This is a genomic window from Bacillus cereus group sp. BfR-BA-01349, from assembly GCF_022663795.1.
Taxonomy (GTDB): domain Bacteria; phylum Bacillota; class Bacilli; order Bacillales; family Bacillaceae_G; genus Bacillus_A; species Bacillus_A cereus.
Genome location: NZ_JAKUGE010000081.1, coordinates 1 through 14,552, shown reverse-complemented (window position 1 = coordinate 14,552; position 14,552 = coordinate 1). Strand labels below are relative to the sequence as shown.

The window sequence follows — 14,552 nt, the reverse complement described above, 5'->3', positions numbered from 1 at the left end:
GATAAGTTGGTTGATGATAGGCTTTTGTGAGACCTGAGCCTACAACTTTGCTAGAGTTGAATCTCTAAATGCCCGTATGGGCGCACATACACTTCAAAATCAAAATCGGATTTTCCAAATAAAACCCGTCGTATTAACACGTTTGAAGCTAAATCTTTTAAGATATTACGCAAACCTTTTACATATTCTTCTTCTCTGTCATAATGCATCTGTTGTCCGCGGTATTTTCCAGATTTATAAACTGCTGGTTCACCTTGGAAATCCATCTTTTCACAAATGGTATTATCAAACCATTCATCAATCCCTTTTATAATTAGATATTCGTTTTTTTGGTCACGTGAAGCTGCTCCACTTTGAACAAAATCATATAACTTTTCGACCTGTATTTTTAATAGTTTGTGCATACGGTGAACACGCTCTACATCGTCATACATGCTTATTAAATCATCAAAGGTGACCTCTTTTTGAGGATTATGCAGTTTTAATAAATAGATATGTTGCTTAAGGTGGTTACGCTGTGCTTGTTCAAAGAATGCATTGTTGGATTCCGATAAACCTTGAATAACCATTGCGAAAACCTCTGCTACTTTATCAACTGGTCCCCGCAGAATGTTTATATTTTTGGTATCAGGATTAGTTGGATCAATGTAGTAAACCGAGGTTGCAGGAATCTTATGTGCTTGTACTAATTTATAAACCTTTTGACATAAATCATTACTTGGTTCAATAACAGTAACACCATTTAAAAATGTTCCTTTTACTTCTTCTGTATCATAATCATTCTTTTTATACGCAATTTCAAACTTATTTATGAAACGCACCATCCAGTGTAAATCTTGATTTATCATAGGAATAATTAAACTTGATGTTTTACCAGAACCAATTGGACCAATAATGATGCCATTTAACGTTCTATCTTTTCCCTTAATCCGGACCATTTCTTTATGCTCAATATGCGGTCCAATTTCTACATCAGGGTATATTCGTTCTTCTTGGCTATTAAACCATTTTTGTAACTTGTGATTTTTATATTCGTATTTTTGTACCCACTTTAATATTTCTTCTCGGTAACGAACAATATGGCCACTATACCAAAGTGTAAACAAGATCATAAAGACTGTAGGTAAAAAGACAAAAATCATAGTGAGTGTGTGAAAATTCCCTGTTAAAACATGACCTATGGCTTCATACTCACCAAAGTTAACATGTTTTGATTTATCCGTAAGATAAGGGATAACCTTTGCATGGATCGGAGCAGTTGCAAACCATAAAAATTGAATATCAACTGCAATATGAGAAACAATTAAAATTATTAATTTCCCATTTTTCACATGCAAAGCAGGAATACGGCTGTAAAACCTAAAACTGAATTCTCCTAAAAGTAAAGAGAAGAACATTAAAATAAGCGGTACATATGTAATTTCTATAGGATAAGACGGTGGTTCAAATGCATAGTAGAGTAACTGGATGTAGTTTACTAAACCGAATCCAAATGAAAGAATAAATCCACTAATCAAGCCGATTGTAGTAAATAACGGTAATCGTTGTTTAAATGTCTGCATATAGGCTCACCTACCTCTTACAGATATAATTGAGCTTTATGCTTAAACTTGAATCGATTATTGAATTCTGGTTGGAATAATTCCTTTGATTTTTCAAAAAAGAATTTTGCTGCGTCTTCAGTTTGTTTTAAATATAAATCAATACTATCTCTATCACAGAGTTGGTTATATTCTTCTTGGGAAAGTACTGCAATATTTACTTCTATTTTTTTATTCGATGCCGTTTCAATAATTACATCATACCAATAGTAATTCGGTTTTCCTGGGATTTGGATATCTTGTAGAGAAACGCTAAACGTTGCGCCCTCTTCTGTCATATGTTTGAGGACTAGTTCAGGGTTTTTAAACGCTTCTCTAGCAGAGAGCACTCCCCCAGTTGTAGTAGTTGCATATTGTAAATCCATTTTAATTTTCCACCTTTCTCCATATGAAATTAAGGCAAGCGACACCCACTGTAAAAACAGCGTGTGTCGCTTGCCTTAATTTCATATGTTCTGATTTGATTGTAGTTTTTTGTGTTTAGTTCAAACGTAATTCTATCACCTTAAATAATAAAAATCAATAAAATTGTATAAAAGTATATAAAAAATAAACGATTGATATAATTCAACAAACTTTCGTCTTTTCGGATGTATGTTATTTGCAGTACGTACCATGATTTGTTCATCCGCGTCGATAGTAACACTTTCGTTTTGGAGCGATAGAAGTAGTACATTGTCATAAGTGTCCATTAAAAGTATATCTCTAGACTTTTTGCGCTTTGGATAGATCACAACAAGTGGCACTCCCTCATCACCTTCTCTTCTTGAAAACACAACATCGTCTAATCTTGCAATCATTCGGTAATCATTTTCATTACCAAAAATAAAGAAGAAATCTTGCATAGCATCTTTATCTCTCCTATACGTTCGTCTAAGACCACCATCTATTGTTTCCTTAAATGTTTGAACTTTTTCAACAAATGCGTAGCGCCAATCGGCATCTCCTACTGTACGTTGAGATAAAGGTAAAAGAATATCTTGTTCAAAGTTTTGATTATCATCTATTCCTAGAATGATATCTGAAATAACATCTCCAGCTTCTTTCAAAGAGCAGATGTGCATATTTAGATTTGGTAGATTCATTAAAAGTTCATGATACTCTCGCATAGAAAATAAGAGATTTTTCATACGTACGTATGGTGGTTCTGCATCTTCTGCAAGGAACATCGACTTGTCATACATAACAAAAACAACAGTTATATTCTCATTATTTTTTTGTGCATATTCAATATACTTCCCCACCTTTTCAACTAAGGTAGCATTGGTTTCTTTGCACATATCCATTTCAATGTAAATATTTTTGTCTTGATATGAAATGTGTTCATCAGGAATTAAGAGTAAACCTGCATCTTTAATTTCTGTTTTCTTTTGTTTTTGATGATATGAGCGAATATCTAGCTCGCACAATATCTTATTCGTATTAGTCTTTTTCGACAATTCTAAAAGTGTTCGTACTAATATTTCACGTGAGCAGAGTGTATGTAGTGAGATTGAAGAAGAATGTCTACGTTTTGAAGATCCTACAGGAATCCTTCCTATTTCTTGAAGGTAATCAACCATTCTATCTTTTAAGGAAAATATTGCACGTCTGGTTATACTATCATCTCTTTTATCAATTTTTTTAGACAGGATAGCACCATATTTTGAAAAACGATTAAGCTTTGTAAACACGCTATCCTCAGAAAAATCTCTACCTTCAAATGCACTATAAAGCTGAGTAATTTGTCGTGTAGTAAGATGCCTTTTGTAATATAAAAATGTGAATACAAATATATCAGCCTCTTTTAAACGAAAAGATTTCTGTGTGCCTTTACTTGTATATTTATACGTTTTAATTTTCATTATATGCAACTCCATAACTCGAATTTATTTTCAATAAATAACAACCATTTCTATATATCTTATTACAGCAAAATTTTCTTGTAAATTATTAAAAGTTTAAACTGAATTTGCGCTAATTTAGATACTAAAACTCGTACGTTGAAGTTTGGATTACTTCTCTTCCAAATAATTCGCTAAAAACGTTGATTTATAAGGTCTTTTAGTTCTTTTCAAATTGTTCGGACGGAAGACATGTTTTAACCGAACAATTTTTAAAGGATAAAGTATACGAATACAATTGTTAGGACGGCCTAACAATTTATTTAAACTATTACATTATGTAAATCCGTTTTACATATACAGAAAATATAATAGATTACTAACTTGTGCATTGTAGATTCTTTTTGTAATCGGTTGTGATTTTAATAAAAAAAGCAGGTCATTTAGACCTGCTTTTTTAACGTTTTTTAAATGGATTTGAAGTTTTAAGAGTGCTAATAATATTATCTTCTTCGGGTTGATTTTGTGTTGGAGTAGCTTCACTAGTCTGACGTTTAAATGCAGAGTTTTTACCACCACTGAATCTTGATGCCCCACCAAATCCTTGGTTTTTATTATAAGGATTGAATGTGTTTTTTTGAACACGATTTGTTGCAAAAGAGATATCTACTTTTTCTTCGTCCTGTTTACGTTGAGCTTCTGCTCTTAATTGCTCTTGTTTTTCAGCCAACTCTTTTCCTTCACGCGCAAGAGATATATAACGTTTAGGCATTGTCATACCAGCAAATATAGTGTAACAAACCGCATATTCATTATCCCAAATTGGATCACCAAATTTACCAGCGATTTCATCTAATCGTTTATACTCTCCTAAGGTATTACGAATTCTATTTTCCGTATTAACATCTTTGAAGAAATCTGCGTTAGAAGGTCTTAAAACGAAACCACCATACATTGTTGCTGTTTCAAATTGATGTTCCGCTGAGAAGAATCCCTCATCTAAGCTTCGCTTAATACTATTTTCAAGTGAATGTAAATCGAATTTAGCAATTCTCGCTTTTCCAATTGTTAAGAAACGTCCTGGAATACTTAATAGTTTTATTAAATCCGATGGGTCATATGTAACGTTATCAGAACCATAGTTCTCTGGGATTATGTTTATTTCATGTAAAGTACTCACTACATTATCGTTCGCAACTTCTTTCCAGTTTACATATCTGTTTTTCAGATCTTTCGTGCCTTTTTGTGACTCAATTATACGTTGCATTTGCGTATTATCATTAACAATTACATTTGCTAAAGGCTTTATATCAGAATTTCCAAATAATCTGTCTTGCTCTCTCATAAATTCATCAATTTCACTTAGTAATACAAGTGCATTGTTAATTTCATCAGGATCACCGGATGGTAAAGAAATAAGCATAGATACTGGGCAAGGGAAAAACTGCTCACGAATTAATTGTAAAACAAGTGAACCCCAACCTGTTCCAACGCCACCACCAGCTCCAAGACAAATTAAGAATTGGTCTACAATTACTTCTCCCTCTTCATTTGTAAATTTTCGACCGAGCTCTTGGGCTAATTTATCAAGGTATCCATTAGCATTAGGGTTAGTTTCAGGGTCAAATAAGTCAGTAACAACAGAAGGTGTACGTGCAGCACCCTTTAAACCATCAAAATGAATACGATCTTCTTTAATAATATTTTGTAAATGCATCATATCTGACTCTGCAAAGTTAACAGCTAATGTTGGATAGCAAGTAGTTCCATTCGAAAACTTGTAACCTGCGAATAAATCAGCCTCTTTATTACCTTTTTGACCAGCACCAATAACTCCCCATCGAATACTAATATCATTTACACTATGGTTAGTTGAATGGATATGTTCTAGTTCATTACTGTTTAATAACATATAAAATTCCTCCCCTATACTTATAAATTACGCATTTCCATTGCTTTTTGTTTAAAACACTCTACTATTTCTACGCCTAAATCCGATAAGGTATAAATCTTAGACCTTCCTACCCTAGTTTCATCAATATATCCTGCACAATAAAAACTATTTACGGTTGCAAAAACAGTCGGTTTACTTAGCTGTATCATTTCTGCCACAGCCGTTTTATTCAGCATTTGCGCTTCACCATTTTCATTGATAAATGCCATTAATACTTGATAGGCACAATCATCATTACCAATTCTTTCTGCAATTTCTGCAATGTTTAACGTATAAAAGTGATCCTTATTCATTGTTTAACTCCCATCTATTTAATTAATTCTTGAGAGTGGAAAAATTCACCTAACCTATTTATATCACACTGGGAATGGTATGTAAACTAAAAGTTAAACTTAAATTTAAACTGTTATTTAAACCGTAAACCACGCTATATATACATATATCTTTCGATTATCTCCATAATTTTAAACCTAAATTTAAACTTAAATTTAAACTGTTATTTATTTTTGTTAAAATTCTTCAATATTTATATAAACCTAATGTCGATATTTAATAATTGAATAGATTCATAGGTATTAAAAATAACATCTTTAAAATTATTAAAATAAAAAAGTAGCAAGTCCATTTTTAGACTTGCTACTTAAATAAACCAAACTTAGAATCTAGTTCAAAGTTTACTTTCCAAATATTTTTTGAAAGAATGATTTTTTTGATTCTGTCTCAATTCGTTCTTGACGTTCTTTTCTTTTTTCTTGAATTAAAGTATCTATAAGATCCTGATTTCTACGTGCCACAATTTGCTCAAGCTCTTGTTTCTCGGTCTTTAGCTCATGCATTTGTTTTACCATTTCCACTTGTAGTTTGATACTTTGATCCAACTTTTCAGTCAAATCTTGAATTAATTCTGTTTGATATTCTACTTTTTTCTCTAGGTTTGTTTTAACCTGGTGTTCTTCTAAAGCTACTGGAAGCTCATCACCATTTAACCAAGAGCGAACTTTCTTATAGCTCCAATTTTGTTCTTGGATCTTCTTCTTAATAGATATAAACTTATTAATGTCATCTTCCGTGTAGCGACGATGCCCACCATTAGTTCTATTTATTTGTAGATTAAACTCTTCCTCGTATACTCTTAATAAGTCATTCGAAAGCCCAGTAAGTTCAGATACTTCTTTCATTTTATATTCATTTTGTTCTTCGTTTGTTTTGTTCTCACTCATAGAAACAACACCTCCTTACAACCAAAAAACTTAGAAAATCTCTTCCATGTTATATTCTACATAGAATGGGCATTATCTTCCTATAGATTACTCTACCATAGAAAAACTAGAAAATCTTAATATAATTCCACTAAAAATCAAGTATTTTTATGTCTATAGATAACATGGTTTATTCATAGTATTCTACATTCTAATATTAGTTCTACTTTCGTGGATCTTCTATATGGTTATCTAATAAAACCTAGATAGAGTAAAATAAGTAAGGACATTGATTTAGCAAGGGTTAACGGGAAGTTAGAACGAACTTATACTAGTTTTAATTCTAATTTTACAACTTTAACTCACAAGTTGTCCCTTCAAGCTTTTCTTCTAAAATCCCGTTCTCGGCCACTAGAAATAAATTTTCTTGAGTGTTATAAATTTGCAAAAACTCAATAAAAAATATAGCGATATATTTAAATGAAATAAATAATAGTATAAGATTTAGCTATTATTAGAAAAAATAGTGTGAATTTCATGTTTATTAAGTGATTCATAGAAGGCAATAATAAATATGAACAGACATACATAAGAACCGAATGACCTATATAGTATGTTGTTGAGCTGTAAATAACTCTTTTGTTTGCATTTAATTAAATACCTAGTTTCTTACTAAGTTTCGAAATCTGTATAAATATTATTATTCAAAATTAGAATGAGTAGATTGTTATAAAATCCTTATTTTAAAGGGTTTTATAACAATCTAGAATTAAGTTATTCGAGATTTACATCCAACTTATTTTGGTTATGGTTTATATCTTGCTTTAACTTTTATTCTAGTAATATTTTTGTATTGATTTTAAAAAACGTATTCGTTGTACAAAAAAAGAGAAAATGAGTTTAATATGGTATATAATTCACGGATTATTAAATCGCTAAAGTTAGAACTTATACGTTCCGGTATTAATTCTATGTTTTTATCTTTTATTTTTCTGTATCATTTCTATGTTTTTTTCTTTGTTTACTATGCTAGTTTATGTTAAATTAGAATTGAAAGTATTGGTCATAATTGTTGTTATATAAGGGTTCTTATTAATATTAGAATGCACATTATCTAGTTTTAATACCACTTTATAACAATTATTATGTTCTACATATGGTTCAATATATTGAGAGGTCTTTCTGTATTTAAGAATAAAAAACTAGAATACTTCTTTTTTCGAAAATAGAACAATAGCATAACTGTATTAAACTTGAAATTGTTATATAAAAAAAAGACGATTTTATAAAAAATCGTCTTGCAAGTACCAAAAAATGCATATATTATTACATTAAAATGCGTCAGATCCTTAACTAGAGTTATAGTTTTGCCGCAATTGATTAAAAATATACATAAAAAAGCAAAAAAAAAGGTCTTTCAGCTTGATGAAATAGCGCCAACTATTTCATCAAGGTTAATCACCAGCAACTACCAAACGCTTATTGATTGAAAGTTATACTTACAATGTTACCTAGATTAAACTTTAGCTTCAAAACCTTTTTTTAATTTGTATAAATTTATAAGATAATTTTACTTTATCTTATAAATTTGTGCAACTGAAAAAGGGGATTTCTTGCGTATTTTGAGCATTGTTTATCTAGGTATATACAAAAACCTTCTAGATGTAAGAAGATTTTTGTATATGTGATATTACAGTGCCTTTTTTTGTGCTCTTTTCGGAAGGAGTTATTTAGAATAATGAGTACACATATTAGTTTTTCTCAGCAGAATTTTAAGGTTTATGGGGTTAAGTTTTTTAATGGACTTTTAAATATTGTAAAACTAGAAAATGAACGCAAAGAATTACCATCCTCAGCATTAGCGACTTATATCTTATTGCACTTTGAATGCAATGATATAGGAATGCTGCCACGTGAATTTCAAATAATGGATCTTGCTAAAAAAAGTGGGATTCCCTACACAACAATTTATACAGGATTTCAAGTTTGCTTGGAGCGTAAGCTCGTAAGAGAAACACCTGTTGGAAATCGTACTGTTTATGAAATTGTAGATTATGCATTGTATAACCACACTGCTGCAGAAACTACAAATATGATAAATATATCGTTATCGTATTTCCGTATTCCATTTTATTTAATTCAAACAACTATACTAAGTAGCCTTGTAAAGGCTCGAGATAATAGAGGAATTATGTTTCTTTTAGAATTAATCAACACATTTTCGAGAAAAATTGGTATGGAACATTATAAGCACAAGATTGAAGATTTCGAGATTACGAGAAAAATGGCTTTTCTAAAGGAAAAGTTGAAGCGTAATGCAAAGAAAGTGCGACAATACATAGAGATTGTAAAGCCTATTATTAAATTTAATGCAGTAGATCCTAAAGATAAGAAACCAAGTGAGTCTCGTATTACACGTGTTAGAAGGCAGGTACAACAAGTTATTATTGAAAAGTTTAATGTCATTTTTTCTTCGAATTGTGTTATTGAAAATGATAAAAAAGAATTACATAGACCTATAGCGAAGTGTAGAAAAGAAGCAGTATCTCGTTTGAAACATATGGGACAAGCGTTAAGAAAAAAAGATAAAGAAAATATAATGACTGCATTTAGACAAGAAATTGTTGATATCGCAATCTATTTACCAACAAAACAAAAACAAAATGAATTATTAATATATGCAATGACTTATGCATTAGATCAAGTTGAATGTTGTATGAAAGAGCAAGAAATATTCTCTATTCCTGCATTTATGCGTGTACAGTTTAGAGATGCCTGGATTTATTTTAAAGAGAAAAGTTTGTCTGTAGGAGAAAGCAGCGATATAAGAACAAATTACCATAGGCAACATGGTGATTATCCAGAATTTATGTAGTATTTTTAAAAAAATATAGACACAGCCCTTGTTAAAAAATCACTAAAAAGCAAGGGTTATTTGGCATGTTCTTTACTTTGAAGACATGCTTTTTTGTTTAGGAACATGTAGCTACGTGCATTTTTACACAAGTATATAAGCTGCTTATGCTATGTTTGAATACGATTCATTACTTGTCAGTATCTTAGTAATATTATTTTAGACTTGTGAATTCTGAGTAATATGGTATTTAACTTCTTATTTTGTGATTTATATGATGTAAGGCTTGTTAGTATTGGGGATATTACGATAGGGAATTTATCTTAATAGCAAGGAACGTATGTAATACAAGGATTTAGAGGTGTTTTTTGAATCTCTTTATAATTAATAATTGTGTTTAGTTATATATATATCCTGTTAATCTTATATAAAATACTTGTGATTATTTATATTTAATTTATTGTAATTTTTTAGATTAAATACATAGCAAAAATAGAGAAAAAGGAGTAAATATATGTTCACACGGATTCGATAAAGGTATTGACTTTTAAAATTCATAGAGGTATTCTTGTATGTGAACAACAATTAACTAAGAGAAATATATAAATTAATAGATTTAATTTTTAGCTAAACGGACACACCGAAGGCACATAACCTGCCATCGGTGTGTCTTTTTTTGTTTAAAAACCATAATCTTTATAAGGAGACGAGAAAAAATGAATGAAATTATTAACGAAAGCAAAGAAAGATTTGAAAAGTATTGTAAAGACAATACAGATTTTGAAACAAAAATAGAATCTCTTATTAATTACTATTTTTTATTAATTGCTGATCAAGCAAATATTTTACAAGATAGAGAATTTGGTAATGAAATTGAAGAAAAGAAATTTAAAAACGATCTTAGAAAATTTGAAACTTTATTCCCAGCTGCAAGTAAAAATGCATTTCTTAAGGGATACCAACTAGGATTAGAGTTTCTAAGACATCCAGAAACAGTAATACCAGATGAGCTATTTACTAAACCTAATTTTGTACAAGATATTCCTTTTGCAATTGTAAATGCTGCAGAATTTAATATTTATGAATTAATTAGAACAGATGAAACCCAGGAATTTAGCGTATTTGCTGTTCGTACTTATGAAGGAATTAAGCCACTTATGGAACAAATATTTAGTGAGATTGCATTATATGGTGCAGAAATGGCTCTTGACCATGAAAGAGAAGAAAAGGGGCTGCAGATAGAAGAAGGGAAAAGAACAACTCTTACAAATGTACCTCTTGATCGTTTATTTTCTATTACTCCATCTATTACTGCAAATGTTGTACATGCAGAAAAACAATGTGAAATTTGGAATTTAAATTGGAATACAAAACTAACTCTAGATAGTCCATTTGTCGAATTAGCACAAGTTACCATTGTATATAAAGAAAGAACGAATATACAAAAGGATCTTCAAGAAGGATTCCTATATGAACAAATTCTATTTGGTAGCATGCCGTTAGAAGAAATTCAAGATCACTTTGAGGTTCGAGTAAAGTACAGTCTTCTTGATAATGCCCCACGTAATTTAGCAGGTTTTGAAATACAAGCACTTCTTACAGAATTACTAAAAAAATTACAAGCTGAAACACAGGTGCCATTTGAAAATATGGTATTACTTTAAAAGTATTTTTCTATAAAGAGGGGATTTTATGACAAAAAAAATCGTTTTGGCTATTAGTGATACTGTATATACGGCATATTTACGTGAAGATTTTATTGGTGCGGGATTTGAAGTAGCTGATAGTGATGTGATGCACATCAAGTACCTAGATGAAATTCTAGATACGGAACAGCCAAATATTCTATGTATTAATGACAAACGATTAAATATTGATGCGGGACATGAAGAGAAACGTGAATTGATTATCTTACAGAAATTAAGGGATATTCGCTTTAATCGGGATATACGTATTGTGGTATTTACAGAGCGTGAAAATGATGATGAGTTTTTGGCGAAACTGATTTATCTAGGTATCTATGACATTTTTAACTCTCGTAAAATTGATATTGATAATAAAGTCATCCCACAGCTGCTACAAGAATCAGATATTAAAAATGTAGTGGAAATTGTAGGAACAAGTCAGGCACCTCAACAAACAAAGTTACCGGAGATTTCTGTTGATGAGCAAGAAGAGGAAGTATCAAGTGAATTAGATGAAAGTGGCAACAGTCAACCTTCCTCTAAATCCAACAAACTATTTAAAAACAAACAAAAGCATAAGTCTGTATCAGAGGAGACGCCAAAAGCACCTATTATAAAAAAACAGTATAAATTGGCTTTTGAGCCAGTATATGAAAAACAAATTGGCATTGCTATTCCAAGAAGAACAATTGTTGTAGCCAGCATGAACAGGAGAAGTGGTGCTACTTTTGTTTCACATCTTTTAGCTGCTTATTTAAATGAACTACAGATTGATGTGAATTATATAGAGAATCTATATGATGATGGCTATACGTATCCGTTACTAAAGGGATATACAGAGGCACCCGAAAACTATCGTAGTGAATTTATGTTGCAACGATATAAGGAGATGCTGCAGAAGGAATCTGATATATTATCAATTCCAAAATGGAAGCAAGGAAGAATAAATTATATTGTAAAGAATCCTATAGTAGATCAAGAGCTGAAAAACGAAACAGAGCAGGACTTCGACCATTTTATTAAGGTTTTATTGGCCAACCAAGAAGCACCTATATCTATTATTGATGCAGGGAGCGATTGGGATAAAGATTTATACCATGAGATATGTGAAATGGCGGATTACATATTCTTTGTAGCGGAACCAGATCTGCATCAATTGCTAAAGATAGCGCATCCTCTTACATCAAAAGAGAGAAAGCTCGTTTCTTACTTAGATTTAGAGAAAACGAGAATTATTGGGAATAAGTTTTCTCCTGCACTTTTAAAGCATGAAGTAGTAGAAGAATGTTTTGGAGACAAGGTATTAACTGCTTTACCACCATATGAGATAGAAGATGTATTTGAATCTCAATTAAATAGTAGTACGTTACTATCTAGTCGGAACTATTATAAAGAGTTAGAAGGAATAATGAAGGAAATAGCAGAGTTATTGCTACCGAACCAATTGTTGAACCAAAAGAAAAGTTCCATTTTAAGTGGATTTCGATTTCGAAAGTCTGAAAGTTAAGGGAGTGTGAAGAGGAATGCAAAAGTTTATTATTGCAGCAAGTATGTTGCTGTTATTTGTAGGTTGTCTATTCTTTGTAACTGATATGGTGATTGGAGATACAACACATACTGATAATAAATCGTCTTTAGAAAGGGGAGGCGAGATAGCTGTGGCTAAGTCTGTAAAAGTAGGTACTCTGCGTGCAGAAGAAGAAATAGCTATTGATCCAGAAAAAGCGAAAAAAGAGTTTGAAAAAGCGTATAACGGTAATGCGGATTTTAAAGATCCTGCTTCAAAACGTAACTTTACTGTCCATGATGTACAGGAGAAACCAGTAATGATTGCTGTCGAAGGTGATGCGGAAGCTGCTAGTTATTTTAAGCAATTTGATGAGAAAAAAGAAACAATAAAGAGTAAAGCAAGAAGCATTATTATCTACGATGCAAATGCAAATGCAAAAGAAAAACAATTAGGTGGAAACGTAAAATAAAGAAAAAGAGTAGGTGCATTAAGAATGCAAAATACAGTAACTACAGCTCTATTCCTTACCCTTTCTTTATTATTAATCAGCCTTTTACCCGAAGGTGTTTTGTATGGAATACAGTTAGTGAAAGCACATAACTTTGCCGCTGATATGGTTGAAATCGCAGAGAATAAGGGAGGATTTCAATATGATTACAATGGAAAAAGGGTGGATTTAATCCCTGGGATAGAGAAAAAAATGAAAGAAGAAAAGATGGATGGTTGGAAGTATGAGTATACAAAGGGACGTATTGATCATAATCAATCCTTTTCTTTTAAGGTGAAGGCAGAACACCAATTCTTCATATTTAAGCTGATTGGGGTAGATGGTATAAAGGCTCCGATATGGGCGAGTAAAGATGGAATGGGACAAGTGTATTTTAAGTGATAAAGATTCTAAGATTTTCACTACAAAAAACTATGCTGAAAAGTATGTTTTTTTTTGCTAGAAAAATATATTTAAAAATAAATATATAAAAATACTTTACAAGCCTATTTTTGTATGGTAATATTTTCCATATAGAACAGCGGTTATAAAAAAACGCTAATTAATAAATTAATATGTTAAAGTATCTGGATTTTATGTTTAAATTCGGTACAATAAAAGAATCTATGAAAAAACTAATATATTTGGAGGAACAAACAATGGCAAACAAATTTTTAAAAACAGCAACAGCACTAACAATTATGGGAACATCTTTATTAGGATCAGGAGCATTTACAGCGAAAGCTGCTGATAACACAGATTCACTAAAATTCAGTGATGTTCCAGCAAATCACTGGTCTACGAAAGCAATTTATGATTTAACAAATCGTAAAGTAGTACAAGGTTACGGAAATAATATCTTTGGTTTTGGTGACAATGTAACTCGTGGGCAAGTTGCTCGTATGATTTATATGTACGTTAAACCCGCAGATGCAGATGCTAGCTTCAAAAATCCTTTTACTGATATTAAAGGGCATTTGTTTGAAAAAGAAATCTTAGCACTTGCTAAAGCGGGACTTGTAAATGGATTTGGTGATGGAAAATATGGTCCAGATGATATTTTAACTCGTGAACAAATGGCACAAGTGCTTACAAATGCTTTTAAATTTAAGGCAACGAAAACAACAAAATTTGCAGATGTTGATAAAAATTCTTGGTCTTACGGTGCAATTAGTGCATTAGAAGAAAATGGGGTTACAATTGGTACAGGAGATAATATGTATTCTCCAAAAATGTTTGTAACACGTGAAGCGTATAGTCAGTTCTTATATAACTCTATTAATGCAGTTGAAAAAGAAACAAAACCAGAAGTGAAGCCAGATCCAAAGCCTGAAACAAAACCAGAGGAAAAACCAGAAGTGAAGCCAGATCCAAAGCCTGAAACAAAACCAGAGGAAAAACCAGAAGTGAAGCCAGACCCAAAACCTGAAACAAAACCA

Annotated in this window: 11 protein-coding genes and 1 pseudogene; 6 read left to right on the top strand and 6 right to left on the bottom strand. The window is 31.4% G+C overall.

All coding sequences use genetic code 11. The annotated features are described in order from the left end of the window. Positions 1–50 precede the first annotated feature (50 nt). The 6 genes and pseudogenes from MR169_RS26915 to MR169_RS26890 form a co-directional block, all read right to left on the bottom strand. Positions 51–1,562, bottom strand: a complete 1,512-nt coding sequence (locus MR169_RS26915; protein WP_242320333.1) for a type IV secretory system conjugative DNA transfer family protein — start codon at positions 1,560–1,562, stop codon at positions 51–53. A 17-nt stretch (positions 1,563–1,579) separates the two neighbouring features. Further along, the gene (locus tag MR169_RS26910; protein ID WP_000365746.1) at positions 1,580–1,966 is read right to left on the bottom strand and encodes a hypothetical protein; all 387 of its coding nucleotides are present in this window, start codon (positions 1,964–1,966) and stop codon (positions 1,580–1,582) included. A gap of 195 nt (positions 1,967–2,161) precedes the next feature. Next, positions 2,162–3,445, bottom strand: a pseudogene (locus tag MR169_RS26905) (replication-relaxation family protein); the annotation flags it as partial. Positions 3,446–3,881: 436 nt separating this feature from the next. Then, positions 3,882–5,336: an FtsZ/tubulin family protein gene (locus tag MR169_RS26900; protein ID WP_242320332.1), complete on the bottom strand. Its 1,455-nt coding sequence runs from the start codon at positions 5,334–5,336 to the stop codon at positions 3,882–3,884. Positions 5,337–5,356: 20 nt separating this feature from the next. Next, positions 5,357–5,671 carry a MarR family winged helix-turn-helix transcriptional regulator gene (locus MR169_RS26895; RefSeq protein WP_003319588.1) on the bottom strand — a complete coding sequence of 105 codons (315 nt, stop codon included), beginning with the start codon at positions 5,669–5,671 and terminating at the stop codon, positions 5,357–5,359. Between the two features lie 381 nt (positions 5,672–6,052). Beyond that, the gene (locus tag MR169_RS26890; protein ID WP_086402658.1) at positions 6,053–6,598 is read right to left on the bottom strand and encodes a MerR family transcriptional regulator; all 546 of its coding nucleotides are present in this window, start codon (positions 6,596–6,598) and stop codon (positions 6,053–6,055) included. A gap of 1,717 nt (positions 6,599–8,315) precedes the next feature. Between MR169_RS26890 and MR169_RS26885 the strand changes: the two genes are divergently transcribed. The 6 genes from MR169_RS26885 to MR169_RS26860 all read left to right on the top strand — a co-directional run. Further along, complete coding sequence (locus tag MR169_RS26885; RefSeq protein ID WP_242320331.1) at positions 8,316–9,452, top strand: hypothetical protein; 1,137 nt, start codon at positions 8,316–8,318, stop codon at positions 9,450–9,452. A gap of 695 nt (positions 9,453–10,147) precedes the next feature. Beyond that, on the top strand, positions 10,148–11,095 hold the full coding sequence (locus tag MR169_RS26880) for a hypothetical protein (RefSeq protein ID WP_242320330.1): 948 nt from the start codon (positions 10,148–10,150) through the stop codon (positions 11,093–11,095). A gap of 28 nt (positions 11,096–11,123) precedes the next feature. Continuing rightward, a complete protein-coding gene (locus MR169_RS26875) occupies positions 11,124–12,623 on the top strand; it encodes a CpaE/TadZ family protein (protein WP_242320329.1) in 1,500 nt (499 codons plus the stop codon). 16 nt (positions 12,624–12,639) lie between these two features. Then, positions 12,640–13,095, top strand: a complete 456-nt coding sequence (locus MR169_RS26870; RefSeq protein WP_242320328.1) for a hypothetical protein — start codon at positions 12,640–12,642, stop codon at positions 13,093–13,095. Positions 13,096–13,119: 24 nt separating this feature from the next. After that, positions 13,120–13,515 (top strand): DUF4320 family protein, encoded by a 396-nt coding sequence (locus MR169_RS26865; protein ID WP_086423539.1) that lies wholly within the window; start codon positions 13,120–13,122, stop codon positions 13,513–13,515. A 194-nt stretch (positions 13,516–13,709) separates the two neighbouring features. Then, positions 13,710–14,552, top strand: an 843-nt coding sequence (locus tag MR169_RS26860) for an S-layer homology domain-containing protein (protein WP_242320327.1), incomplete at its 3' end; no start/stop codon positions are given.

Coding starts and splice junctions, on each gene's coding strand:
- MR169_RS26915 (WP_242320333.1), bottom strand. CDS start 1,562: ATGCAGACATTTAAACAACGATTACCGTTATTTACTACAATCGGCTTG.
- MR169_RS26910 (WP_000365746.1), bottom strand. CDS start 1,966: ATGGATTTACAATATGCAACTACTACAACTGGGGGAGTGCTCTCTGCT.
- MR169_RS26900 (WP_242320332.1), bottom strand. CDS start 5,336: ATGTTATTAAACAGTAATGAACTAGAACATATCCATTCAACTAACCAT.
- MR169_RS26895 (WP_003319588.1), bottom strand. CDS start 5,671: ATGAATAAGGATCACTTTTATACGTTAAACATTGCAGAAATTGCAGAA.
- MR169_RS26890 (WP_086402658.1), bottom strand. CDS start 6,598: ATGAGTGAGAACAAAACAAACGAAGAACAAAATGAATATAAAATGAAA.
- MR169_RS26885 (WP_242320331.1), top strand. CDS start 8,316: ATGAGTACACATATTAGTTTTTCTCAGCAGAATTTTAAGGTTTATGGG.
- MR169_RS26880 (WP_242320330.1), top strand. CDS start 10,148: ATGAATGAAATTATTAACGAAAGCAAAGAAAGATTTGAAAAGTATTGT.
- MR169_RS26875 (WP_242320329.1), top strand. CDS start 11,124: ATGACAAAAAAAATCGTTTTGGCTATTAGTGATACTGTATATACGGCA.
- MR169_RS26870 (WP_242320328.1), top strand. CDS start 12,640: ATGCAAAAGTTTATTATTGCAGCAAGTATGTTGCTGTTATTTGTAGGT.
- MR169_RS26865 (WP_086423539.1), top strand. CDS start 13,120: ATGCAAAATACAGTAACTACAGCTCTATTCCTTACCCTTTCTTTATTA.